The organism is Caulobacter vibrioides (genome assembly GCF_002858865.1).
Classification (GTDB): Bacteria; Pseudomonadota; Alphaproteobacteria; order Caulobacterales; family Caulobacteraceae; genus Caulobacter; species Caulobacter vibrioides.
In genome coordinates this window covers 219,785-242,685 of the sequence record NZ_PJRR01000016.1, presented here as the reverse complement: position 1 = coordinate 242,685, position 22,901 = coordinate 219,785, and the positions used below count along the sequence as shown (strand labels likewise).

The following is a 22,901-nucleotide window of genomic DNA, read 5'->3' as shown; positions in this document are numbered from 1 at the left end:
CGCGCCTACTGCGCAGGCCGCAGGTCGGCCGCGCCTTCCGGCTGCGCGTCGCGCGGGGCCGCGCCCGTCGAGGGACCGCCGGTCTCGGTGATCAGGTTGATCTTGTTGAAGCCGGCGTTCGACAGGCCCGCCATCACCTGGGCCACGACCGCATAGGTCGCGCCGCCGTCGGCGCGCACGAAGATCGGTTTGTCGTAGCCATCGCCCGCGATCGCGCCGATGCGCGGCGCCAGGTTCTCGAACGGGATCTGGGTTTCGCCGACAAAGATCTGGCCGTCCTTGCGGATCGACACGGTGATCGGCTCGTCCTGGTTCTGCAGGGCCGCGGCCTCGGTCTTGGGCAGCTCCAGCGGAACCCCGGCCGTCAGCAGCGGCGCAGAGATCATGAAGATGATCAGCAGCACCAGCATCACGTCGACCAGCGGCGTGACGTTGATCTCGGACAGCGCCCCGCGCGAGCGGCGGCCGCGACGACGGCCTCGGCGCCCGCCCGTCGCGAAGGCGTCGTTGGAGGACATCGCCATCGGCTCAGACCCGCTCGGCCAGGCGACGCTGGATCGCGGTCGACAGGTCGTCGGCGAAGCCTTCCAGGCGGCCGGCGTACTTGCCCGCGTCGGTCGAGAACTTGTTGTAGGCGATATAGGCCGGGATGGCGGCGATCAGGCCGATGGCCGTAGCGAACAGCGCCTCGGCGATGGACGGCGCGACGACGGCCAGCGAGGTGTTCTTCGACAGCGCGATGTTCTGGAACGCGTGCATGATGCCCCACACCGTGCCGAACAGGCCGATGAACGGGCTGGCGGTGGCCACGATCGCCAGGCTGCCGAGGCCTTCTTCGACCTTGGTGGTCTCGCGCGCGATCTGGGTGTCGAGGATGCGGTCGATGCGGGCGATCAGGAAGCCGGCCTGGGTTTCGCTCATCGCGCCCTTGCTCTTGGCGTCACGCCATTCCTTCAGCGCCGCCTGCAGCATGCGCGGCAAAGCGTGGCGCGGATTGGCCCCGGCTTCTCCCGCGACATCCTCCAGCGAGCGACCGCCGCTGACCTGCTCCTCGAAGCGGTTGGCGGCGCGATTCAGCGCCTGAAAGCGGAACAGCTTGTCCAGGATCACGGCCCAAGAGCCCAGAGAGGCCAGGATCAGACCGATCATGACGCTCTTCACGACCCAGTCGGCTTGCATGAACAGGGCGAAGAACGAGAAATTCGGGGCGGCGGCCGCGGCGTCCATTCGGGATAGGCTCCGTTGGGTCGTCTGATCAGGACTGGAGAGCGCCGTATGGCATGAAGCGGCGCTGGGGTGAAACTATGACAATCGTCGAGCGATCCGGAAAATCGACATCGCTCAGCTGTCGGTCGGGATCAGCCAGGGTGAGAGCTTGGCCAGCATATCCGGCGTCGGCCGACGCGGTCGTCCCGAGAGGCTGATACAGACCGCAACCACCGTGGCCTCGAACAGCACCTCATCGCCGCGCGTGATCGTCTGGCGGACGTGCAGCCGAACGCCCTCGGCGCGCTCGAACAGGGTGCGCACCAGCAAGGCGTCGTCGATCCGCGCCGCGCGCTTGAAGTCCAGCTCCATGCGGATGACCGCAAAACCGGTGTCCTGTTTGGCGAGCTCGGTGTGCGAGATGCCCACCGCCCGGAAGAAGTCGCTGCGCCCCCGCTCCAGATAACGCAGGTAGTTGGCGTGATAGACGATGCCGGTGAAGTCGGTGTCTTCGTAATAGATGCGCACCGGCAACTGGTGCTCACGGCCCTCGAAGACGCCGGCGGTGGGTTCGATCATGGCGCAGGCGGGTCCTGGTCGACGGAATCACCGAGCACCAGACCCAGGGACAGGCCCCAGGCCAGGATCGGCGCAGCGCCGTAGCCTAGAACAGGCGCAGGATAGTTTCCAAACAGGTTCCCGGCGATCCAGCCGGTCCACAGGGCGGCCAGGGCCAGGGCTTCGGCGCGACGCTCGGGCCGCGCGCGGGCGACAAGGAGGAACGGCGCGGGCAGACTGATCATCAACACGCCGGCCAGCACGCCCAGCACCGGATTGGCGGCGAACGTCTGGTCCAGAAGTCCCTCGACATAGGGCACGGCGGGCAAGGTGTCGGGCTCGACCCAGGCGCCGTAGGCCAGGAGACCGGCGATGGCCACGCACGCCCAGGGAATCGCCTGACGGGGCCGCTCGACCAGCGCCGCCGCCGCCAGCGCCAGGGCCCAGGCCAGCGACGAGGCCGCGTCGTGTTGGTAGAGCAAGAGCAGGGCGATCAGGGCTGCGATGGGCGCCACACGACGGTCGCCAAAGCCGCTGGCGAAGGCGAAGGCCGCGAACGGCAAGACGATGGACGCGGTGTGCAGTTGGACCGGCCCCAGCGCCACCCAGCGCTTGGCCCCCTCCAGCGAGACGCCGTTCATCAGCGTCAGGACCAGAGCCAGGCCACAGGCGGCCATCAGCACCCAGAGACGCCAACGGGCCCGCCGCCAGAACCACCCGACGAGGAGCGCAAGGCCCGTCGCCAGCCCGGCGGCGAGAGCCTGGACGATCAGCGCGTTGCGCGGCGCGCCGGCCGCGCTGATCGCCGCAAGGGAGACGGCGAGGCCGACAGCGGCGAGACCGGCGGTCAACAGGCGGATCAGGCGCATGCTGCTAGCCTTCATCGAACAAGGCTCCCTGCGCCTGCCCCGGCGGGGCGGCGGGCGGCGTTAGACCCAGATGCAGATAGGCCTTGCCGCAGGCCATGCGGCCGCGCGGGGTGCGCTGGATGAAACCCTGCTGCATCAGATAGGGCTCGATCACGTCCTCGACCGCGTCGCGGGCTTCGGCGATGGCGTAGGCGATGGTTTCGACGCCCACCGGGCCGCCGCCATAGTTCTCGATCATGGCGCGCAGATAACGGCGATCCAGGCTGTCGAGGCCGCTTTCGTCGACCTCCAGGCGGGCCAGGGCCATGGCGGCGGCCTTGCGGTCGATGCTCATCGCGCCGTCGGCGGTGGCGAAGTCGCGCACCCGGCGAAGCAGGCGGCCTGCGACGCGCGGCGTGCCTCGAGCCCGCTTGGCGATCTCGTCAGCGCCGTCATCGGTCAGGGGCGCGCCCATCTTGCGGGCCGCGTGCTGCAGCACGTGGCGCAACTCGGCCGGGGTGTAGAACTCAAGGCGGATCGGGATGCCGAAGCGGTCGCGCAGGGGCGTGGCCAGCATCCCCGCCCGCGTCGTGGCCGCCACCAGGGTGAAGGGCGCAAGATCGATGCGGATCGAGCGCGCCGAGGGCCCCTCGCCGATCACCAGGTCCAGCACATGGTCCTCCATGGCCGGATAGAGGATCTCCTCGACGTTCGACGACAGGCGGTGGATCTCGTCGATGAAGAGAACGTCGTTGGCTTCGAGATTGGTCAGGATGGCCGCCAGGTCGCCCGGCTTGTTCAGCACCGGACCCGAGGTGGCGCGGAAGTTCACCCCCAGCTCGCGGGCGACGATCTGCGCCAAGGTGGTCTTGCCCAGGCCCGGCGGCCCGAACAGCAGCACGTGATCCAGCGCCTCGCCCCGGCCCTTGGCGGCCTCGATGAAGACGCGGAGATTACCCTTGGCCTGCTCCTGACCGACGAACTCGGCCAGGGTCTGGGGCCGCAGGGCGCGGTCGGCAGGCGCGAGGTCGCCGTGCTGGGGCTCGCCGGAGATGACGCGGGTCATCGCCCAAGCTCCTTGAGGCCCGCCTTGATCAGCGCCTGGACAGTCGCCTCTTCACCCAGCTCGGCGGCGGCCGCTTCGACCACGCGGCGGGCGTTCACCTCGGCCACGCCCAGGCCCATCAGGGCCGCGACGGCGTCGCCGGTCGGGGCGGGCTTGGCGGGCGCGGACGGCGCGGACGAGGTCGGGGCGCTCATCAGCACCGGCGCGTCGGTGATCGGCTTGTCCTTCAGCTCGGTGACGATACGCAGGGCCAGCTTCGGCCCCACCCCGTTGGCGCGACCGACGGCGGCCTTGTCTTCGCGCGCCACCGCGCTGGCCAGCTCGGCCGGCGACAGCACGTCCAGCACCGCCATGGCGGCCTTGGGCCCGACACCCTGGATCGCCTGTAGCAGCACGAAGGCGCGGCGGTCCTCGCGAGTGAGGAAGCCGTAGAGCCGCAGGCCTGCGCTCTCGCTCCACTGGCTCTCGATGTGCAACAGGGTCTCTTCGCCCAGGGCCGGCAGGCGCTGGAGGGTGCGGTGACCGCAGCGAACCAGATAGCCGACGCCCATGACGTCGATCAGGGCCTCTTCCTCGCCGACCTCGGCGACGGCCCCGCGCAGGCGGCCGATCATGCGACCCTCCGATTGGCGACACGCAGGTTGGCGTGGGTGATGGCGACGGCGAGCGCATCGGCGCAATCGGCCGTGGTCTTGCCCGCGGTCGGCAACAGCCGCGCGATCATGAAACCGATCTGAGCCTTGTCGGCCGCGCCGGTCCCGACCACCGCCTTCTTGACCAGGCGCGTGGAATACTCGGCCACGAGCAAGCCTGCGCGGGCCGGGGCGATCAAGGCGGCGGCGCGGGCGTGGCCCAGCTTCAGGGTCGACTGGGCGTTGGTGTTCAGGAACACCTCCTCGACCGCCGCCTCGTCGGGGCGATGCTGCTCGATCACCGCCGTGATGCCTTCGAACAGGTGCAGTAGCCGATCGGCGAACTCGGCCTTCTCGTCAGGCGTGATCACGCCATGCGCGATGTGGGTCATGCGCGAGCCCTCGACGGCGAGCACGCCCCAGCCGGTGCGGCGCAGGCCGGGATCAAGGCCGAGGATCCGGGTCGGAAGGCGATTCGCGTTCATCATGTGTTCTCGCACTTTCCTCGCTTCCGCCCCCGAGGAAAAGCCCCGTCTTCCCTAACGGAGGGTAAACAACACCCCCTTGCGCGCGACCGCGAGGCAAGCTCTGCTGCCCGCCACAAGGTCTTGGGGAGACGAATTCGATGAAGCCGATGGCATGGATGACGGCGGGCGCGCTGATAGCGCTGGCGACGGCGGCGAACGCGCAGACGGCCGAGCCGCCCAAGACCGTTCGTCCAGACCAACTGGCCTTCCGCGACCTCTACAAGGAGCTGGTCGAGATCAACACCACCCTGTCGGTCGGCTCGTGCACTGCGGCCTCCGAGGCCATGGGCGCCCGGCTGAAGGCGGCCGGCTTCCCAGAAGCCGACGTCAGGGTCGTGGTCGAGCCCAAGCATCCGCGCGAAGGCAATCTCGTCGCGGTCCTGCGCGGGACCGACGCCACGACAAAGCCCATGCTGCTGCTGGCCCATATCGACGTGGTGGAGGCCAAGCGCGAGGACTGGACTCGCGATCCGTTCAAGCTGGTCGAGGAGAACGGCTATTTCTACGGACGCGGCACGTCGGACGACAAGGCCCAGGCCGCCATCTGGGTCGACAGCCTGATCCGGCTGAAGCAGGCGGGCTTCAAGCCCAAGCGCGACATCAAGATGGCCCTGACCTGCGGCGAGGAGAGCGAGGGCTATAACGGCATCGAAGACCTGCTGAAGAACCACCGCCCCCTGGTCGACGCCGAGTTCGCCCTGAACGAAGGCGCCTCCGGCCTGCTCGATGAACAGGGCAAGGCGGTCATGCTCGAGGTCCAGGCCGGCGAGAAGGTCTACCAGGACTTTACGCTCACCGTGACCAATCCGGGCGGACATTCCAGCCGCCCCGTTTCGCCCAATGCGATCTATCAGCTGTCCGCAGCCCTTGACCGGATCGGCGCCTATCAGTTCCCGCCGCGTTTCAACGACGCCACACGGGGCTACTTCACCCAGATGCAGGCGCGCGTCACGCCGGAGCAGGCGGCGGCCATGAAGACGCTGGTCGCCGACGTCAACGATCCGACCGCGCTCGCCTTGATCACCAAGGACCGCACATGGAATTCGATGCTGCGGACCACGTGCGTCGCCACCATGGTCAGCGCGGGTCACGCGCCGAACGCCCTGCCCCAGCGGGCTACGGCGAACATCAACTGCCGTATCCTTCCCGGAACGCCCATCGATGAGGTCAAGGCCAAGCTGACCGAGCTGGCTGCGGATCCGGCGGTCGCCGTGACCCTGGCCCACAGCTCCAAGCCCGCCTCACCGCCCCCGCCGCTGACGCCGGCGATCATGGGCCCCATCCAGAAGAACGCCGCCAAGCTGTGGCCCGGCGTTCCGATCCTGCCTGTCATGTCGACCGGCGCAACCGACGCGGTCCACACCAGCGCGGCGGGCATTCCGACCTATGGCGTCACCGGCCTGTTCCATGGTCCCGAGGGCACCGGCGCTCACGGCCTCAACGAGCGCATGCGCGTCAAGTCGCTCTATGAGGGGCGCGACTTCTTGCACGGGCTTATCCAGGACTATGCGGGCGGGAAGTAGGGACGCGGCAGGGCGACATGTTGCGGCCCTTGAGGCGGAGAACAATTCCAAAGATTGCCAAACACATAAAAGCTCTCTTAAATTGAATTCTCGAAGTTCGCCCGTTAGAGGATGGCATCATGCCGAGCCCTCCCAAGAAGGCCTCTTCAGCGGGCGACGGCGACGCGCCGTCCCCAAACGAAGCAACGCTCAAGGCGCTGGCAATGGACCTGCGCGAAAAGGAACTAGTTCTTCGCGAAAAAGAACTGGAGCTCAAGGCCAAGTCACAGCCTCTGGCGGCGTGGACGAACCCGGCCATCGTGGGGATCTTCATTGCCGCGATCGGCCTAGCCGGCAATGCGGTAGTCGCTAGGATCAACGGAGTCCTGACACACGAACTAGAGCAGCAGCGAGGCGAATACGCCCGGGTTCTGGAAATGATCAAGGTCGGCGACCCCGATCAAGCCGCCGCCAACCTTCGGATGCTGCTGGATTCTGGCCTGTACACGGACCACTCTGGCAAGCTCGACGGCTATCTAAAGAACCGGAAGTCAGGCGAGGGCGCGTTCCTGCCGACGACCACCGGCGAGCCAGCCAATACCAGCCTTGAACGTAAGCTTGAACCGGCCTCCCAGCAGATTCTTGAGAATGCCTCCAAGGCGGATGCCCCCTGGCTTAAGTTTGCGCTCAAAGAGGTCGGCGTCAAAGAGATTGCCGGCCCGAAGAATAATCCTCGCATCGTCGAGTATTTGAAATCGACAGATACGTCGGTAGACCTAAACGATGAGATATCCTGGAATAGCGCCTACCTTAATTGGGTCTTTAAGCAAGCCGGTGTCGAAGGCACCAACTCCCTCATGGGCAAGACATGGGAGACGTGGGGTACTCCAATCAAACGGCCGCGTCCGGGTGCCATCGTCATCTTTCGGAGGGGCGCACCAGGCGCATGGTCCCGCCACGCCGGCTTCTATGTCGGCCCTGGGAAACAGCCCAATACGATCGTTGTTCTAGGCGGCAACACGTTCGATTCAGTGACGACAGCCGAGCTGAACGCCGATCGTGCTGTCGCCTTCAGGTGGCCAGAGTCCAAGCGCTAGGGGGCCTTGGTCTCGCGCCGTGAGGCGGCCTCGAAGGCGAAGAGCTCTGGCAGGGCTAGACTAGTGAAGGCCGAAGCGTGGTGCGGGCGGCAAGTAGGGCGGGAGGCCGACATCACCAGCAGAATCGGCGGCTGCCGCTGCGGCGAGATCCCATAAGTCCTGACAGCGGCGGCGCTATTCCACATCGCCTGCCACTACCGTGACCCCCAGTACGTGGCCGGCGGTCGCGCAACTTGACCATGGTGTTCCAGGCGGACTCGCATGAGGTGTCCGCCGGGGAGATCCGCGTGTTCCGCGCCAGCCGTACGAGCGGCGGGCTCGACGACGCCTCGGACCTTAAGGTCCGGGCCGACATGTACATATCCAGCGCGCTACCGCGGCATCGACTGCATGAAGACGTGCTTCTGTTCGAGCAGAACCCGCCAGACTAAGCGCCCTACCCTGCCAGATAGGCGTCGAGATTGCGCTTCACGCGGGCCATGACCGGCTCGCTTGCGTCGGACGCGGCGAAGGTCTGGCCGGTGATGGCCTCAAACGCCTCGATATAGACCGCCGAGGTCTGGGCGATCAGCTCGGCCGGGATCTCGGGGATCGGGTCGTTGTAGGGGTCGCACCGCTCAGCCACCCAGGCGCGGACGAAGTCCTTGTCGAAGCTATCCGGCCGCTGCCCCGCCGCGAACCGGGCCTCATAGGTGGCGGCCTTCCAGAAGCGGCTGCTGTCGGGCGTGTGGATCTCGTCGGCCAGCACGATGGCGCCGGTCTCATCCAGGCCGAACTCGTACTTGGTGTCGGCCAGGATCAGGCCCCGCTCGGCGGCCATGGCCTGGCCGCGCGCGAACAGGGCCAGGGCGTAGGCGCTGAGCTGCGCCCACTGGGCGGGCGTAACCAGCCCTTGGGCCAGCACCTCGTCCGGCGACAGCGGCGCGTCGTGGTCGCCGTCGGCGGCCTTGCTGGTCGGGGTCAGGATGGCTTGCGGCAGGCGCTGATTGGCCTTCAGGCCGTCGGGCAGCGTCACGCCGTACATCTGGCGCTCGCCCTTGTTGTACAGCGTCAGGATCGAGGTCGAGGTCGTCCCCGCCAGATAGCCGCGCACCACCAGCTCGACCGGCAGCATCTCCAGACGCTTGCCGATCAGCACGTTGGGATCGGGATAGGCCAGCACGTGGTTGGGGCAGATGTCCGCCGTGGCGTCGAACCAGAACCGCGCGGTCTCTGTCAGCACCTGCCCCTTGCCCGGCACCGCGCACAGGTTGCGGTCGAAGGCGCTGAGTCGGTCCGAGGCCACGATCACGCGGCGACCGTCAGGCAGGTCGTAATTGTCCCGCACCTTGCCGCGATAGTGGTTGGGCAGGCCAGGCAGGTCGACGACAGCCAGGGCGTTGGGGGCGGAAAGGGTCACCGGAGCCTCGGTCTTTCAGGGATACGCAAAGACGAAGGGGAGGCCCGTCCGGACCTCCCCCAATTCATCAACCCAGCTTGGCCAGGTCTTCGTCGCTGATGTCTTCGTTCGAGTAGACGGCCTGGACGTCGTCGTCCTCGTCCAGCATGTCGAGCAGCTTCATCAGGGTGGCCACGGCGTCGCCGGTGACCGGGACCTGCATCTTCGGACGCCAGGCGATCTTGGTGTTCGACGCCGCGCCGAATTTGGCTTCCAGGGCGGCGGCCACATCGTTCAGGCTTTCGAAGGCGGTGTAGACCGTGTGGCCCTCGCCTTCCTCGTCCATGTCGGAGGTGACGTCATCGGCGCCGGCCTCGATGGCGGCTTCCATCATGTCGTCTTCCGACGCGGCCTTGGCCGGATAGCTGATCTGGCCGACGCGGTCGAAGTTGAAGGTCACCGAGCCGGTGGCGCCCATATTGCCGCCCATCTTGGTGAAGTAGGAGCGGACATTGGCGGCGGCGCGGTTCTTGTTGTCGGTCAGCACCTCGACGATGATCCCGACGCCGCCGGCGGCCACGCCTTCGTAGCGGATCTCCGAATAGTCGGCCGCGTCGCCCATCTGCGACTTCTTGATCGCGCGCTCGATCACGTCCTTGGGCAGGCTTTCGGCCTTGGCGTTGTTCACGGCCAGGCGCAGGCGCGGGTTCATGGCCGGATCGGGCAGACCCGTCTTGGCCGCCACGGTGATCTCCCGCGACAGCTTGGAGAACAGCTTGGACCGCGCGGCGTCGGCGCGCCCCTTGCGGTGCATGATGTTCTTGAATTTCGAATGGCCGGCCATGCGCGCGCGCCCTCTGTCGTCGGTGAGGTTCTGGAAGGCCGGGCTTTTAGCCCCTCGCGAGCGGGTTTGACAACAAAGCCCGCCTTTTGCGGCCCTAAACCGTGGGAATGGTCTCTTTCAGCCGCCCGCCCACCCGGATCGGTTCGACCCGGACCGCCAGGCCGGTGCGATCGTCGGTCTCGACGAACACGCCGCAGACCGTGGCCGGGCCGGAGGCCGGCTGGTAGCGGCCGCCGCTGATCTTGGTGGTGAAGCGCCGCAGGGGCTCTTCCTTCTGGTTGCCGATCACGCTGTCATAGTCGGCGCAGGCGCCGGCGTCGGTCTGATAGGCGGTGCCGCCGGGGAGAACCTGGCAGTCGGCGGTCGGCACGTGGGTGTGGGTGCCCACCACCAGCGAGGCGCGGCCGTCGCAATAGTGGCCCATGGCCATCTTTTCCGAGGTCGCCTCGCAGTGCATGTCGACGATCACCGCATCGGCCACCTGGCCCAGCGGGGCCTTGTCCAACTCGCGGTCGGCGGCGGCGAAGGGGTCGTCCATGGCGTCCATGTGCACGCGGCCCAGCAGATTGACCACGAACACCGTCTTGCCCGAGTCGGTCTGGAACAGGTGGCTGCCCCGGCCCGGCGCGTCGGACAGGATCGGATAGTTGGCCGGCCGGATCAGGCGCGGCTCGCGCACGATATAGGTCAGGGCCTCGCGCTGGTCCCAGCTGTGATTGCCCAGGGTCAGGCAGTCGGCGCCGGCCTCGAACAGCTCGCGCGCGGTGTTCTCGGTGATACCGAAGCCCGCCGCGGCGTTCTCGGCGTTGATGATCACGAACTCGAGGCCGAGCTGACGACGAAGGTCGGGCAGATGGTCGGCCAGGCCGTCACGACCCGACTTGCCGACGACATCGCCGAAGAAGGCGAAACGCATCGATAGTCCCAAAAAGCGGAATGTGCAGGCCCGTTACCCGGCCATGTCCTTGACGGCTATATATTCTTTTTCAGTAAGGATCGCGTCCAGCCTTTGATCGTGCGCCTCGTGCGGCAAATTCTCCGCTTGTTGACCGCTGTAGGCGAGGCCCAGGACGAAGACGGGGCGCCGCGAGCGCAGAAACGCCAAGGCGCGATCATAGTAGCCGCCGCCCTGGCCCAGCCGCACGCCGTCGCGCTGGAAGGCCAGCAAAGGCGTGACCACCAAGTCTGGAACGATCATCGGCTGCTCGCGTCCGGGCGCCAGCAGGCCGATCTTGTCGCGCTTGAGGGGTTGGCCAGGGGTCCAGCGCCGGAAGATCATCTTGCCGCCATCGGGATTGACCACCTTGGGCAGGGCCAGGGTCCAGCCCGCCTCGGCCATCTGCTCGGCCAGGATGAGCGGCGAAATCTCCGAGCCCAGCCCATGATACAGCGCCGCGACCTTGCCCCTTGGATCGGGGAATAGCCGCGCCAGCGGGGCGCGGGCCTGCTCGGCGATCATCCAGTCGGCCTGGGGCGTCTCGATCGCCAGTTGCTTGCGCTGGTTCCGCAGAAAGACGCGGAGGGCGGTCTTGGCCGCGACGGGATCGACGATGGTCATTCCGTGAAAGCTGGCATCCCGGTCCAGCGGCCGCAAGGCCGCGCCGAACCGGGAGCACGGCGCGCGCCACGCTTTCGGCGATCCCGGCTCGGCGTGCTGCGCACTTGGCCGGGAAGACAGCTCTTATGGAGAAAAGGTGGCGGCGCCGCGAAGAACCGTGAAGACGTTTCAATCCACTCGAACCTGTTAGTTACAGGTGGGCCCCGTGTTCCCGCAGCCACGGCCACGGGAGGGAACAGGTCCCGATAGAGAGATTAAGGTCCCTGGGAATAGAAATCTTCGACGAGAGCCACAGCAAGACCCGCCACCTGTCTATATAGTCGCTAGGCCGCTCCAGCGATAGGGGCGGCCTTATCCGGCCAGCTCGGGCCTAGAAACCCAAAGCGGTTCGCAAGAACGCATCCGCCTTGCCCAGCATTTGGGTTCGCGCTGCGTCGTCGGCCAGCTGGTGATCCAGGCCCTTGAACTCAATCAGCTCCACCGACCGGCCAGCCGCCTTCAGCTTGCGCTCCATAAGGCGTGACTCACCGATGCCCACATTGGCGTCGAGATCGCCGTGAAACAGCAGCACCGGCGCCTTTATGGCCGCCGCGTTCTGGGCCGGAGAACCCTCGGTAACGTGAGGCCCTCTGCCGATAAACGCGCTGGCCTGTAGGTAATTCTCGAAGTTCAAGAACTCGTTGCGCAGCATTTCCAGGTCTGTGACCGGTGCGATCGCCACCACCGCCTTAAAGAGATCAGAATCCAGCACCGCCGATTGGAGGGCCGCGTAGCCGCCATAGGACCAGCCGACGATAGCCAGCTTGCCCGGCGCTGCGATGCCTTCCTTCTGCAACCAGCGCCCACCATCGTTCACGTCGCCGATCGCCGTGCGCCAGGACTGAAAGCCGTTCTTCTGAAACCAGTCTGCGCCGTAGCCGCTCGAGCCACGATAATTAGGTTGCAGCACCGCGTAGCCTTGCTGGGCGAAAAACTGCGCCAGCCAGTCGAAGCCCCATTCGTCCCGCGCGCTGGGTCCGCCATGCGGCATGACGATAGCCGGAAGATTCCTTCCGTCACTGCCGGCAGGCAGGGTGAGATAGGCTGGGATCTGGACACCGTCCGCAGCCGGATAGGTGACCGCCTTAACCGTCGCCAGCTTCAAGCCCTCCAGCTGAGGCCGGGCGCCAGTCAGATCCTGAAGCTTTCGCGTCGACTTGTCGAAAATGTAGTAGACGCCCGGATCGCTGTCGCCGCCGGCAAACAGAAGCAGCTTGGATTCGTCGGCGGACGCATCGATGAAGGTAACAATCCGTCCAGCTAAAGCCCTGCCCAGAGCCGCGCCGAGCTTGCGCAGTTCTGGGTCGAAAAACTCGGTCTCGCGACGATCAGTGACAAAGTAGGCGCCGACCACCCGATCCTGTCGTCCGATCCGAACGAGCCCGGCGACATCAACGTCGGGACGAGCGAGGACAAGGTCCTGAGTCAGCGATCCGTCGAGCGAGACCTTGAAGAGCGCCTGACGGCCGTCCTTCTCATTAAAGCCATAGGCGACGTTCAGCTTCGGATCGACGGCGTACGGATTGAAGCCGGTATAGCCGGTCGGGCCGCTCACCACCTGACTCAGCGGGAGCCACTCGCGCTTGCCTTCCTGTCGGTAGAGATAGGCCGTCCGCGCGCCGGCATAGCCTGATGTGCCGCGGGTCGGCCGCAGACCCAGAATTCGGACGGAGCCCCGACCGTCGCTGATGTATTCGACGGCATTGGGATAGGGCTTTTCGACAGACCGCCGCGCCAAGGTGACCGTGTCGACCCTTTCCACGCCCAGACCATCGTCTTCGCTGGCCGTTCGGGTGTTGGTGGTCATCTCCGGAAGATAGTTCCGGGTCATCAGAATGGCGCTGGCCGAGGCGTCGGCTGACCAGTCGATCACTGAGCCCCCGTCCTGAGCGACGCCGATCGACCGATTATTGCCTGCCTCGGTCATCATCTTCATGTCACTGCCGTCGTTATTCAACGCCAGGACACGAGTGTATTGAACGTTATTTTCAGCACTCTTGATGATAGCGTATATCTTGCAGACCAGTCGGGTCTCTGTAGACCAGCGACATCCTGAAAGTCTTTCCGGCTCGCCACTGGAAACGAGGATTGTCTTGGAAGTCCCCGCCGCGATGTCGATAACCAGGAGCTTCGCGCCACGCACGCCACTGGGCGCTACCAGGGCCACCTGCTTACCGTCCGGCGACAAGCTGATCTGTTGAACATACTCCCGAGCGCCGAAGGCCGCGGCGGCGGTTCCCTCGGCCGCCAGGACAGGACCGCCAAAGCACAGCCCCGCCAGCACAAGCGCAATTCTCAGTTTCATTGAAGACCCCATCCCTGATCACAGGGACGATAGGCGAGGCCGCGCGCGCAGCACAACCTTAGTCATCAAGAATAAAGGCAACTACTCAGTCGCGAGCTTCTCGATCCGCTCCGCCGCCGCGTCCAGCGCCCGGATGGCGGCGATCTCGGCCTTGGTGCCTTCCTGCTGCATGCGGGCGATCTCGGCGTTGGCGTGGGCCAGGCGCAGCTTCATGTCCGACAGCTCGTCGGCCAGCAGCAGGGCGCCCATCAAAAAGAGGCGCGTCTCGCCCAACTGGCCGACATCCTGGCTGACCTGGCGAACCTGGCGGTCGAACAGGCGCGCCAGTTCGGTCAGGTGAGGCTCCTGCCCGTCCTCGCAGCCGACCATGTAGGGCCGGCCGTTCACCTGGATGGTCACCTGAGCCATGGATCAGGCCTCCTCGGAGTCTTCGAACAGGTCGTCGTCGTCACCCGGCGCGTGCAGGTCGTTGGCCACGCTCTCGTCGCCCAGCGCGGCGCGGATCTCGGCGATGGCGCGGCCCAGCGCGACCGAGGCCTGCTCGCCGGCTTCCTCCAGCGCCTTCTCGCGTTCGCGGGCGGCTTCCAGGTCGGCGACCAGACGGGCGCGCTCGTCGTCATCGAACAGGGAAGGCTCGGTCACGGCCAAGGGCGACGCCACGGCGGACGTCGCCGCAGCCGCCAACGCGCGCTGGGTCTCGGCCGCCTTGGCCGCGATACGCTGCTCAAGCTGGCTCACCGCCCGTTCCAGGCGGCGCACGGCAAGGTCGAGGGCCGTACTGTCGGCCGGGATCATCGGCGGAAATCCATCATGCGACGCAACATATAGATCGAGCGGGTCTAAGCCAGACGCGGGGGCGATAATTGGGCGATGCGCAGCCCATAGCAGCTTTCTAACGACGGTTGTCAGTTTCTCGGGCTTGACTTCGCGTCTTTCCCCCGCAAAACGCGCAGCAAAACAGGGAACGCCGGTCGATCACGCCTGGCGGCCACACATCAGGAGAATGACCCATGGCTGTTCGCGTCGCCATCAACGGCTTCGGCCGCATCGGACGTCTGGTCCTGCGCTCCATCGCCGAGCATGGCCGTCGCGACATCGAGGTCGTCGCCATCAACGACCTGGGCCCGGTCGAGACCAACGCCCACCTGCTGCGCTATGACAGCGTGCATGGCCGCTTCCCCGGCGTCGTCACCTCGGGCGAGGACTGGATCGACGTCGGCATGGGCAAGATCAAGGTCACGGCCATCCGTAACCCGGCCGAGCTGCCGCACAAGGACCTGGGCGTCGACATCGCGTTCGAGTGCACCGGCATCTTCACCAGCAAGGAAAAGGCCGCCGCGCACCTGGAAGCCGGCGCCAAGCGCGTGCTGGTCAGCGCCCCGTGCGACGGCGCCGACAAGACCATCGTCTTCAAGGTCAACGACGACACCCTGTCGGCTGACGACTTGGTCGTCTCGAACGGCTCGTGCACCACCAACTGCCTGGCCCCGATCGCCAAGGTCATCCACGATCTGGTCGGCATCGAGCGCGGCTACATGACCACGATCCACAGCTACACCGGCGACCAGCCGACGCTGGATACGATGCACAAGGACCTCTACCGCGGCCGCGCGGCGGCCCTGTCGATGATCCCGACCTCGACCGGCGCGGCCAAGGCTCTGGGTCTGGTCCTGCCGGCCCTGAAGGGCAAGCTGGACGGCTCGTCGATCCGCGTCCCGACCCCGAACGTCTCGGTGGTCGACCTGAAGTTCGTCCCCGGTCGCGAAACCACTGTCGCCGAGCTGAACGACGCCCTGAAGGCCGCCGCCGCCGGCCCGCTGAAGGGCGTGCTGGGCGTCACCGACGAGGCCCTGGTCTCGACGGACTTCAACCACATCGCCGAAAGCTCGACGGCGGCCCTGGCCCAGACCCAGGTCATCGAAGGCAAGCTGGGCCGTGTGCTCAGCTGGTACGACAACGAATGGGGCTTCGCGACCCGCATGAGCGACACCGCGCTCGTGATGGCGAAGTTCCTGTAAGGAACACTCCAACCCCCGCTCCGCAAGGCGCGGGGGTTTTGCTTGGCCGTCGCCGCGCGGCCGCCCTCGTCCTTCGACGGGCTCAGGATGAGGGCTATTGCGACGCCCGCTCTTGGATCCTCATCCTGAGCCTGTCGAAGGACGAGGATCCAACGCTTAGATTTTCAGGATCCTCCCGATGACCTTCCGCACCCTCGACACCGCCGACCTCGCCGGCAAGCGCGCCCTGGTCCGCGTGGACTTCAACGTCCCGGTCGACGGTGGAAAGGTCGCCGACGACACCCGCCTGCGCGCGGCCCTGCCGACCATCCAGTACCTGTCCAAGCAAGGCGCCAAGGTGGTGCTGCTGGCCCACTTCGACCGTCCCAAGGGCAAGGTCGTGCCGGAGATGAGTCTCGCCTTCGTGGCCGAGCCGCTGGCGGCCCTGCTGGGCGCGCCGGTCGCCTTCGCCGGTGACTGCGTCGGCCCGGCCGCCGCTGAGGTCGTGAACGGCCTCGCCGATGGCGGCGTCGCCTTGCTGGAGAACGTCCGCTTCCACGCCGGCGAAGAGAAGAACGACGCCGAGTTCGCCAAGGCCCTGGCCGCCAATGGCGACGTCTATGTCAACGACGCCTTCAGCGCCGCCCACCGCGCCCACGCCTCGACCGAAGGCCTGGCCAAGCTGCTGCCCGCCTATCCGGGCCTGTCGATGCAGCGCGAGCTGGAAGCCCTGGACGCGGCGCTGGGCAATCCGAAGAAGCCGGTGATCGGCATCGTCGGCGGCTCCAAGGTCTCGACCAAGCTCGACCTCTTGAACAACCTGGTCGCCAAGCTGGATCGCCTGGCGATCGGCGGCGGCATGGCCAACACCTTCCTGTTCGCCCAGGGCCACGATGTCGGCGGCTCGCTGTGCGAAAAGGACCTGGCCGACACCGCCCGCGAGATCATGGAAAAGGCCAAGGCCGCCGGCTGCGAACTGCTGCTGCCGGTCGACGTCGTGGTCGCCAAGAAGGTCGCGCCGGGCGTTGAGACGGCGGTTCGTTCGCTGGGCGAAGTCCAGGCTGACGACCTGATCCTGGACGCGGGCCCGGAAAGCGCCAAGCGTCTGCTGGCCGCCATGGACCAGAGCCTGACCTTGATCTGGAACGGCCCTCTGGGTGTTTTCGAGGTGCCTCCGTTCGATGAAGCGACCGTTTCCGCAGCGAAACATGCCGCTTCGCTCGCCAAATCGGGTAAAATCGTAGCCGTGGCCGGTGGTGGTGATACAGTCGCCGCTCTGAACCACGCAGGCGTGTCGGCCGACTTCACCTTCGTTTCGACGGCGGGCGGCGCGTTCCTGGAATGGATGGAGGGCAAGACGCTCCCGGGCGTCGCGGCGCTCGAATCCTGAGATAGTCTTCTGGCGCGGGTCATGCAGGCTCGCGCCGGAACGACGATCAACTGTACTGAAGACTGACGACTTAAAGACTGACGATCCTGGGCAGAGAGCGCTTCAGCGCCGGGCCCCAAAAACAAGAAACGACCCAAACCACTTAACGCTTGCAGGAGAGAAATACGTGGCTCGCATCACGCTGCGCCAGCTGTTGGACCATGCCGCCGAGCATGAGTACGGGCTGCCCGCCTTTAATATCAACAACATGGAACAGGGCCTGGCGATCATGGAGGCCGCAGATGCGGTCAACTCGCCGGTCATCATCCAGGCCTCGCGCGGCGCGCGGAACTACGCCAACGACATCATGCTGGCCAAGATGATCGACGCCCTGGTCGACATCTACCCGCACATCCCGGTCTGCATGCACCAGGACCACGGCAACGGCCCGGCGACCTGCGCCACGGCGATCCAGTACGGCTTCACCTCGGTGATGATGGACGGCTCGCTGATGGAGGACGCCAAGACCCCCGCCAGCTACGAGTACAACGTCGAAGTGACCCGCAAGGTCGTGCAGATGGCGCACAGCTGCGGCGTTTCCGTCGAGGGCGAGCTGGGCGTGCTGGGCTCGCTGGAGACCGGCATGGGCGAGGCTGAGGATGGCCACGGCTTCGAAGGCAAGCTGTCGCACGACGAGCTGCTGACCGATCCGGACCAGGCGGTCGACTTCGTCGCCCAGACCGGCGTCGACGCCCTGGCCATCGCTATGGGCACCAGCCACGGCGCCTACAAGTTCACGCGCAAGCCGGACGGCGACGTTCTGGCCATGAACGTGATCGAGGAAATCCACCGCCGCCTGCCCAACACCCACCTGGTGATGCACGGCTCCAGCTCGGTCCCGCAGGACCTGCAGGACATCATCAACCAGTACGGCGGCGAGATGCCCCAGACCTGGGGCGTGCCGGTCGAAGAGATCCAGCGCGGCATCAAGCACGGCGTGCGCAAGATCAATGTCGACACCGACAATCGGATGGCCATCACCGGCGCGATCCGCAAACTGCTGGTCGAGAAGCCGGGCGAGTTTGATCCCCGCGCCTATCTGAAGCCCGCCAAGGAAGCCATGCGCAAGGTCTGCCAGGCCCGCTTCGTCGAGTTCGGTTCTGCCGGCCACGCCGACAAGATCAAGCCGATGTCGACCGCGACCATGGCCAAGCGCTACGCGTCCGGCGAACTGCACGCCAAGTTCGGCGCCAGCGCCGCCAAGGCCGCCGCCGAGTAACCGGCGCGATCGAATGGATGTGAAAAAGGGAGGCCTTGGCCTCCCTTTTTTTATTCGACCGCCGCGCCCTCGATCAGGGGCGCGCGGGCGCGCCTGATCCGGCCGAAGAGATCGACCAACAGCAGGCCCGCCACGCCACAGGTCAGTATGCCCGCCGTGTGCCAGGGCGCGATGAAGGCGAAGGTCGTGAACGGGCAATGCAGGCCAAAGACGACATCGGCGACCGCGCCGCAGGCCACACCGCCCGCGAACCCGACCAGCTTGGGCTTTTCAGGATCGACACTGGCAAGACCGTAGCTGGCGAACAGCAGCATCGGGGTCGCGATGGCCAGGATAGCGACGATGCAGGCCAGGGCGGTGGGCCAGTAGAGACGCATCAGCGCCTCAGGGTTCATCGCCAGCGCCTGCACGAGGCCAAAGGTCAGGAAACCGCCCGCCACCCCCGCCGCCAGCAGAAGCGGAACCAGGCCCCAGCGCCGGCCGCGCGCCATGCGACACGCAGTCACGCCGGCGCCGATCGCCAGCACGAAGGCGTAGCCGATCTTGATCCAGAAAACCGGCGCCTGAACCGCCGCCGCCAGATCAGGCCGTACGCCGAGCCAGGCCAGAACCATCAAAAGGCCGCCAAGAGCCCCGGCTACGGCCACTTCGGCGAGGCGCCACAGCAGATTCTCCGCCGACCAGATGGCCGCGCCGCCAGACGTCGGTGTGAGGGTCTCGTCGATGGTCACGCGCCTTTCCCCACAGAGCCTTGCGGCTTTTGCGCCAAGCCAATCGCGTCTCCCCCCGCGAAAGAGGCGGCACTTCATGGGCGGAACGGCGGCTTGTCAATCGACCGGAGCGCGAGGCTCAAGAATTTGCACTCGCGGCGCCGCGCGCCACGGGCGGTTGCTCACCACCTCAGCAGCCAGCGTCCCGCCCAACCGCCGATCAGGCCCAGCGCCAGAACGCCTAGGCTGTACCAGAGCGCCAGGAAGGTGAAGGTGTGCTCGGGGCAATGCAGGCCATAGACGGTGGCGACCACGCCCCCGGAGAACAGCCCCATGGCGAAGCCCGCCAAGCCCGGCCGGGTGGGCGCCATGCCGCGCAAGGCCCAAAGTCCCAGAGCCAGCATCGGCAAACCCAGCACCAGGATGCGCGGGCTGCACGAGCGCCATGAGTATCCGTGCAGCAGCTTCAGCGCGGCCTGCACATCAGGACTGGTGATCGCCTGGTAAATCCCTGCGACGGCGCAGGCCCCGAAAACCACCGCGCCGATAATCCAGCCGCGTCGACCCGAGCCGCCGGGCCGCGACAGGCGCTCCACGGCGAGATAGCCGGCAAGCCCCAGCAGACCGGTATAGATCGCCTTCACCCAGAACATGGGCCCCAGGATCGCCTGACCCAGATCCGGGCGAGCCTGAAGCCAGCCCAGCACCAGAAGCAGCGCAGCCAGACCGCCCAGGCCTGCGACAAAGGCGAGGCGGCGCGGAGGCGCGGGCTCAGACCCCCGCCCTGCATCGGCGGCCAGGGCGTCGATCAGATCATCCGTCCGCACGACGCATCCTTTCGGCCAGGGCCTTCAACGCCCGATGGAGAGCGACCTTGGCCGCGCCCTCGGAAATGCCCGCCCGAGCGCCCGCCTCGGCCAGTGACAACCCCGTCAGCTTCACGTCGCTGACCAGCATTCTCTGTCGCTGAGGCAGGCTGGCCAGGGCGCGGTCCAACTCCAGGGCGACGCCCGGGTCCGGCGCATCGTCGGCCAGGAAGTCGACATGGTCCTCAAGCGGCAGCGTCTGACGGATCTTTCGGCGCCGCCAGTGATCGATCAGCTTGTAGCGCGCCACCGCATGCGCCCAGGCGGTGAACGGCTGGGCGCTATCCCAGGTCGATCGCTTGAGATGCACCGCCAGCAGCGTCTCTTGCACCAGATCCTCCACATCGCCGGGCGCGCCCGACATGCGGCGCATGAAATAGGCGCGAAGCCGGACACCGAGCAGCGCGAGACCTTCGCGGTAGGCGGCGGTGTCGCCGTCCAGGCCGCGTAGCATCAGCGCCTTCAATCGGGTCTCGGTGTCCGTCACGCCAGCCCCTAGTTCGCGTGCGAGGCCACGATGGTTACATCGTGTCTTCATCGCCCGAAACGGGCGGCCTGCGCGGCGGTGAAATTTTGTTCGCCGATCACTGTAACCTCGGCCACCCCAGGAACGAACTCTCCCACGACCGAGCGGCGCAGGGCCGCCTCGGCGCGAACCCACCAGGAGAGTCTCTCATGACCCGCACCGCCACCACCGCCGCCCTGGCCGCCGCTATCGCTCTTTCGGCCGGCGTCTCCATCGCCGCCGCCGATGAGCACAAGGCCGGCGCCCAGACCGAGAAGTGCTATGGCGTCTCCAAGGCCGGCGAGAATGACTGCAAGGCCGGCGCCGGCACCTCGTGCGCGGGCACTTCGAAGGTCGACTACCAGGGCGACGCCTGGAAGATGGTCAAGAAGGGCACGTGCGTCACGATCAAGACGCCCAAGGGCATGGGCTCGCTGACGCCGAAGGCCTAAGCGCCGAACCATCGTTCCCCGTCGCTTCCGGCCGCTCCCAAAGAGCGGTCGGGAGCGGCGCGCCTCTAAGATCAGACCATGACCCCTTCCGCCGGCCTTGGCCTCAAATCGCAGCACTATGGCGACGCGATCGCATGCGACGCCGAGGGCCTCTGGTTCGAGGTTCATCCTGAAAACTACATGTCCGCCGGAGGGCCCCGTCTCGCCGCTCTCGAAGCCGTGCGAGCGCGGCGTCCCGTCTCGCTACATGGCGTGGGGCTGTCTCTGGCGGCCGACACCGACCCGGATCCCGAGCATCTGCAAGCCCTGAAGCGGCTCGTCGATCGCTTCGACCCGTTCGTCGTTTCCGAACATCTGGCCTGGTCGACCCATCGCGGGGCGCATCATCCAGACCTCCTGCCCTTCCCCCGCACACGCGCCGCCCTCGACCGCATCTGCGGCAATGTCGCCCGGATGCAGGACGCCCTGCAGCGCCGCGTGCTCATCGAGAACCCCTCGCTCTACCTCCCGCTCAAAGGGCATACGTTGAACGAGGTCGACTTTCTCGAGGCCCTGGCGACCCGCACCGGCTGCGGACTGCTCGTGGACGTCAACAACGTCTTCGTCAGCGCCCAGAATCTCGGCTATGCGCCCGAGACCTATCTGGACGCCCTGCCCGCTCACGCCATCGGTGAGATCCATCTGGCCGGGCACGCGCCGGATCCGGGCGGCTCAAACCTCCTGATCGACACCCACGGCGCGCCGGTCGCGGAGGTGGTTTGGACGCTGTATGCGCGCCTGATCGCGCGCATCGGGCCACGCCCAACCCTGATCGAGCGTGACGACGACATTCCTGACTTCGCCGCCCTGATGGCCGAGCGCAACCGCGCCGTCGCCGTGCTGGCGTCCAGCCAGACCGCTCGCGAGCCCGCGCATGTCTGAGTTGCTGGCCTTCCAGGACGCCTTCGTCGCCGCTCTCGCGGGCGAGGACGAGCGCCTTTCGCCCTGGTGCGCAGGGCACGATGCGCCTCGGGGTCTCGGCGTTTATCGCAACACGATCGCCAAGGGATGCGTCGACGCGCTGGCCGAGAACTTCCCGACAGTCCGCGCGCTTGTCGGCGAGGAATGGTTCACCGGCGCCGCGCTGCTGTTCTCCCAGCAATCACCGCCAACGCACGCGGCGCTGCTCGACTATGGCGCGGACTTCCCGTCCTGGCTGGAGCGCTTTCCGCCGGCCGGCGAGCTGCCCTACCTCGCCGGCGTCGCCCATCTTGATCGCCTGTGGATCGAAGCCCTGTTCGCCGCCGAAGCGCCGCATCTGCAGGCGGCGACCCTTTCATCGCTTTCATCGGGCGCCCTGGCGGCGGCGCGTCTTGATCCTCACCCCAGCCTGCGGATGGCGACTTTCGACGCGGGCTTGCCCGGACTGTGGCTGGCCGCCCGCGCGGGCGATGAGACGCTTGAGCTGAGTGAGGCGCCGCAGACCCTGATGCTGATCCGGCGCGCCGGGAGCGTCACAAGCCGTCTCTTGGGCGAGGCCGAAGCCGCATTTCTGCGCGCAGTTCGACACGGTGAGCCCCTGGGCGTCGCCGCCGAGCACGCCGCCGAAGCCGATCGTGAAACGCCGATCGCGACCCTTTTCGCCAGCCTGATCGCCGATGGCGTCTTCACCAACCTGGACCTGGAAACGCAACCATGACCTCCCCCGTCTCGCCCTGGCGCACGCCCTTCATCCTGTTGGCGAAGGGGGCGGAAAAGCTCCTGCCGGAAGACATTCTGGCGCTCGTCGCGCGCTTGGGTGTCGCGGCGATCTTCTTCCAATCCGGCAGAACCAAGGTGGACGGCTTGCTGCACATCACGGACGGGACGTACGCGCTGTTCGAGACGGAGTACGCCTTGCCGTTGATCCCGCCCGATCTGGCCGCTCACGCCGCCACCTATTCCGAGCACCTGTTCTCGATCCTGCTGGTCCTGGGTCTCTTCACCCGGATGTCCGCCCTGGCCTTTCTGGGCATGACCGCCGTGATCCAGGTGTTCGTTTATCCCGACGCCTGGCCGACGCACCTGTCTTGGGCGGGCCTGCTACTGGTCCTGATCGCGCGGGGCGGCGGCAGGCTGAGCCTGGACCATGTGACGCGAACGCCCTGAAAACACCCGCTCTGCGACAATTCGCCCCACACTAGA

28 protein-coding genes and 1 other RNA gene are annotated in these 22,901 nt (G+C 66.6%); 10 read left to right on the top strand and 19 right to left on the bottom strand.

Going from position 1 to position 22,901, the window contains the following annotated elements:
- Positions 1 to 5: 5 nt before the first annotated feature.
- The 7 genes from CVUC_RS13250 to ruvC all read right to left on the bottom strand — a co-directional run bounded on the left by CVUC_RS13250 (position 6) and on the right by ruvC (position 4,810).
- Entirely contained in the window at positions 6 to 524 is a 519-nt protein-coding gene (locus CVUC_RS13250) for an ExbD/TolR family protein (RefSeq protein ID WP_096034330.1), read from the bottom strand.
- A gap of 4 nt (positions 525 to 528) precedes the next feature.
- Entirely contained in the window at positions 529 to 1,227 is a 699-nt protein-coding gene (gene tolQ / locus CVUC_RS13245) for a protein TolQ (RefSeq protein WP_010921066.1), read from the bottom strand.
- Positions 1,228 to 1,341: 114 nt separating this feature from the next.
- Positions 1,342 to 1,785 carry a tol-pal system-associated acyl-CoA thioesterase gene (ybgC, locus tag CVUC_RS13240; protein WP_010921067.1) on the bottom strand — a complete coding sequence of 148 codons (444 nt, stop codon included), beginning with the start codon at positions 1,783 to 1,785 and terminating at the stop codon, positions 1,342 to 1,344.
- Entirely contained in the window at positions 1,782 to 2,648 is an 867-nt protein-coding gene (locus CVUC_RS13235; protein ID WP_096034331.1) for an FtsW/RodA/SpoVE family cell cycle protein, read from the bottom strand. Before CVUC_RS13235 ends, ybgC begins: the two co-directional genes overlap by 4 nt.
- Positions 2,638 to 3,678, bottom strand: coding sequence for a Holliday junction branch migration DNA helicase RuvB (gene ruvB / locus CVUC_RS13230; RefSeq protein WP_096034332.1), 1,041 nt, complete (start codon positions 3,676 to 3,678; stop codon positions 2,638 to 2,640). Before ruvB ends, CVUC_RS13235 begins: the two co-directional genes overlap by 11 nt.
- A complete protein-coding gene (gene ruvA / locus CVUC_RS13225) occupies positions 3,675 to 4,292 on the bottom strand; it encodes a Holliday junction branch migration protein RuvA (RefSeq protein WP_096034333.1) in 618 nt (205 codons plus the stop codon). Before ruvA ends, ruvB begins: the two co-directional genes overlap by 4 nt.
- Positions 4,289 to 4,810: a crossover junction endodeoxyribonuclease RuvC gene (ruvC, locus tag CVUC_RS13220; RefSeq protein ID WP_012640705.1), complete on the bottom strand. Its 522-nt coding sequence runs from the start codon at positions 4,808 to 4,810 to the stop codon at positions 4,289 to 4,291. The genes ruvA and ruvC overlap by 4 nt, the downstream gene beginning before the upstream one ends.
- Positions 4,811 to 4,935: 125 nt before the next feature.
- Between ruvC and CVUC_RS13215 the strand changes: the two genes are divergently transcribed.
- Entirely contained in the window at positions 4,936 to 6,360 is a 1,425-nt protein-coding gene (locus CVUC_RS13215; RefSeq protein ID WP_096034334.1) for a M20/M25/M40 family metallo-hydrolase, read from the top strand.
- 119 nt (positions 6,361 to 6,479) lie between these two features.
- Positions 6,480 to 7,436, top strand: coding sequence for a TIGR02594 family protein (locus tag CVUC_RS13210; protein ID WP_010921073.1), 957 nt, complete (start codon positions 6,480 to 6,482; stop codon positions 7,434 to 7,436).
- Here the strand turns inward: CVUC_RS13210 and CVUC_RS13205 are convergent.
- The gene (locus CVUC_RS13205; RefSeq protein WP_012640706.1) at positions 7,433 to 7,621 is read right to left on the bottom strand and encodes a hypothetical protein; all 189 of its coding nucleotides are present in this window, start codon (positions 7,619 to 7,621) and stop codon (positions 7,433 to 7,435) included. The two genes, CVUC_RS13210 and CVUC_RS13205, sit on opposite strands and share 4 nt — an antisense overlap.
- A gap of 48 nt (positions 7,622 to 7,669) precedes the next feature.
- Here CVUC_RS13205 and CVUC_RS13200 point away from each other — a divergent pair, with 48 nt between their 5' ends.
- Positions 7,670 to 7,867 carry a hypothetical protein gene (locus CVUC_RS13200; protein WP_010921074.1) on the top strand — a complete coding sequence of 66 codons (198 nt, stop codon included), beginning with the start codon at positions 7,670 to 7,672 and terminating at the stop codon, positions 7,865 to 7,867.
- Positions 7,868 to 7,872: 5 nt separating this feature from the next.
- Here CVUC_RS13200 and CVUC_RS13195 read toward each other — a convergent pair whose 3' ends face one another.
- The 8 genes from CVUC_RS13195 to zauP all read right to left on the bottom strand — a co-directional run bounded on the left by CVUC_RS13195 (position 7,873) and on the right by zauP (position 14,355).
- Positions 7,873 to 8,835 (bottom strand): phosphoribosylaminoimidazolesuccinocarboxamide synthase, encoded by a 963-nt coding sequence (locus CVUC_RS13195; protein ID WP_096034335.1) that lies wholly within the window; start codon positions 8,833 to 8,835, stop codon positions 7,873 to 7,875.
- 67 nt (positions 8,836 to 8,902) lie between these two features.
- Positions 8,903 to 9,658, bottom strand: coding sequence for a YebC/PmpR family DNA-binding transcriptional regulator (locus tag CVUC_RS13190; RefSeq protein ID WP_010921076.1), 756 nt, complete (start codon positions 9,656 to 9,658; stop codon positions 8,903 to 8,905).
- A gap of 94 nt (positions 9,659 to 9,752) precedes the next feature.
- Positions 9,753 to 10,586, bottom strand: coding sequence for a TIGR00282 family metallophosphoesterase (locus tag CVUC_RS13185; protein WP_010921077.1), 834 nt, complete (start codon positions 10,584 to 10,586; stop codon positions 9,753 to 9,755).
- Between the two features lie 21 nt (positions 10,587 to 10,607).
- Positions 10,608 to 11,252, bottom strand: coding sequence for a 5-formyltetrahydrofolate cyclo-ligase (locus CVUC_RS13180; protein ID WP_096034336.1), 645 nt, complete (start codon positions 11,250 to 11,252; stop codon positions 10,608 to 10,610).
- Positions 11,253 to 11,354: 102 nt separating this feature from the next.
- Positions 11,355 to 11,517, bottom strand: a non-coding RNA gene (gene ssrS, locus CVUC_RS13175) — 6S RNA.
- A 69-nt stretch (positions 11,518 to 11,586) separates the two neighbouring features.
- Positions 11,587 to 13,572: an alpha/beta hydrolase family protein gene (locus CVUC_RS13170; RefSeq protein ID WP_096034337.1), complete on the bottom strand. Its 1,986-nt coding sequence runs from the start codon at positions 13,570 to 13,572 to the stop codon at positions 11,587 to 11,589.
- A gap of 69 nt (positions 13,573 to 13,641) precedes the next feature.
- Positions 13,642 to 13,968, bottom strand: a complete 327-nt coding sequence (locus CVUC_RS13165) for a cell division protein ZapA (RefSeq protein ID WP_010921080.1) — start codon at positions 13,966 to 13,968, stop codon at positions 13,642 to 13,644.
- A gap of 3 nt (positions 13,969 to 13,971) precedes the next feature.
- Entirely contained in the window at positions 13,972 to 14,355 is a 384-nt protein-coding gene (zauP, locus tag CVUC_RS13160) for a cell division protein ZauP (RefSeq protein WP_096034338.1), read from the bottom strand.
- A 215-nt stretch (positions 14,356 to 14,570) separates the two neighbouring features.
- On the opposite strand from zauP, the gene gap reads away from it, so the two are divergent.
- From gap to fba, 3 genes are all read left to right on the top strand, one after another.
- On the top strand, positions 14,571 to 15,578 hold the full coding sequence (gap, locus tag CVUC_RS13155) for a type I glyceraldehyde-3-phosphate dehydrogenase (RefSeq protein ID WP_010921081.1): 1,008 nt from the start codon (positions 14,571 to 14,573) through the stop codon (positions 15,576 to 15,578).
- Positions 15,579 to 15,756: 178 nt separating this feature from the next.
- A complete protein-coding gene (locus CVUC_RS13150; RefSeq protein WP_096034339.1) occupies positions 15,757 to 16,947 on the top strand; it encodes a phosphoglycerate kinase in 1,191 nt (396 codons plus the stop codon).
- 166 nt (positions 16,948 to 17,113) lie between these two features.
- Entirely contained in the window at positions 17,114 to 18,205 is a 1,092-nt protein-coding gene (gene fba / locus CVUC_RS13145) for a class II fructose-bisphosphate aldolase (protein WP_010921083.1), read from the top strand.
- A 50-nt stretch (positions 18,206 to 18,255) separates the two neighbouring features.
- Here fba and CVUC_RS13140 read toward each other — a convergent pair whose 3' ends face one another.
- From CVUC_RS13140 to CVUC_RS13130, 3 genes are all read right to left on the bottom strand, one after another.
- Positions 18,256 to 18,936: a DUF1109 domain-containing protein gene (locus tag CVUC_RS13140; RefSeq protein WP_096034340.1), complete on the bottom strand. Its 681-nt coding sequence runs from the start codon at positions 18,934 to 18,936 to the stop codon at positions 18,256 to 18,258.
- Between the two features lie 161 nt (positions 18,937 to 19,097).
- The gene (nrsF, locus tag CVUC_RS13135; protein ID WP_096034341.1) at positions 19,098 to 19,742 is read right to left on the bottom strand and encodes an anti-sigma-F factor NrsF; all 645 of its coding nucleotides are present in this window, start codon (positions 19,740 to 19,742) and stop codon (positions 19,098 to 19,100) included.
- A complete protein-coding gene (locus CVUC_RS13130) occupies positions 19,729 to 20,268 on the bottom strand; it encodes a sigma-70 family RNA polymerase sigma factor (RefSeq protein ID WP_096034342.1) in 540 nt (179 codons plus the stop codon). The genes nrsF and CVUC_RS13130 overlap by 14 nt, the downstream gene beginning before the upstream one ends.
- Positions 20,269 to 20,456: 188 nt before the next feature.
- Here CVUC_RS13130 and CVUC_RS13125 point away from each other — a divergent pair, with 188 nt between their 5' ends.
- From CVUC_RS13125 to CVUC_RS13110, 4 genes are all read left to right on the top strand, one after another.
- Positions 20,457 to 20,738, top strand: coding sequence for a DUF2282 domain-containing protein (locus tag CVUC_RS13125; protein WP_012640710.1), 282 nt, complete (start codon positions 20,457 to 20,459; stop codon positions 20,736 to 20,738).
- A 78-nt stretch (positions 20,739 to 20,816) separates the two neighbouring features.
- Positions 20,817 to 21,659, top strand: coding sequence for a DUF692 domain-containing protein (locus tag CVUC_RS13120; protein ID WP_096034343.1), 843 nt, complete (start codon positions 20,817 to 20,819; stop codon positions 21,657 to 21,659).
- The gene (locus CVUC_RS13115) at positions 21,652 to 22,416 is read left to right on the top strand and encodes a DNA-binding domain-containing protein (protein ID WP_096034344.1); all 765 of its coding nucleotides are present in this window, start codon (positions 21,652 to 21,654) and stop codon (positions 22,414 to 22,416) included. Before CVUC_RS13120 ends, CVUC_RS13115 begins: the two co-directional genes overlap by 8 nt.
- Positions 22,413 to 22,865 (top strand): DoxX family protein, encoded by a 453-nt coding sequence (locus CVUC_RS13110; protein ID WP_096034345.1) that lies wholly within the window; start codon positions 22,413 to 22,415, stop codon positions 22,863 to 22,865. The genes CVUC_RS13115 and CVUC_RS13110 overlap by 4 nt, the downstream gene beginning before the upstream one ends.
- Positions 22,866 to 22,901: the final 36 nt, after the last annotated feature.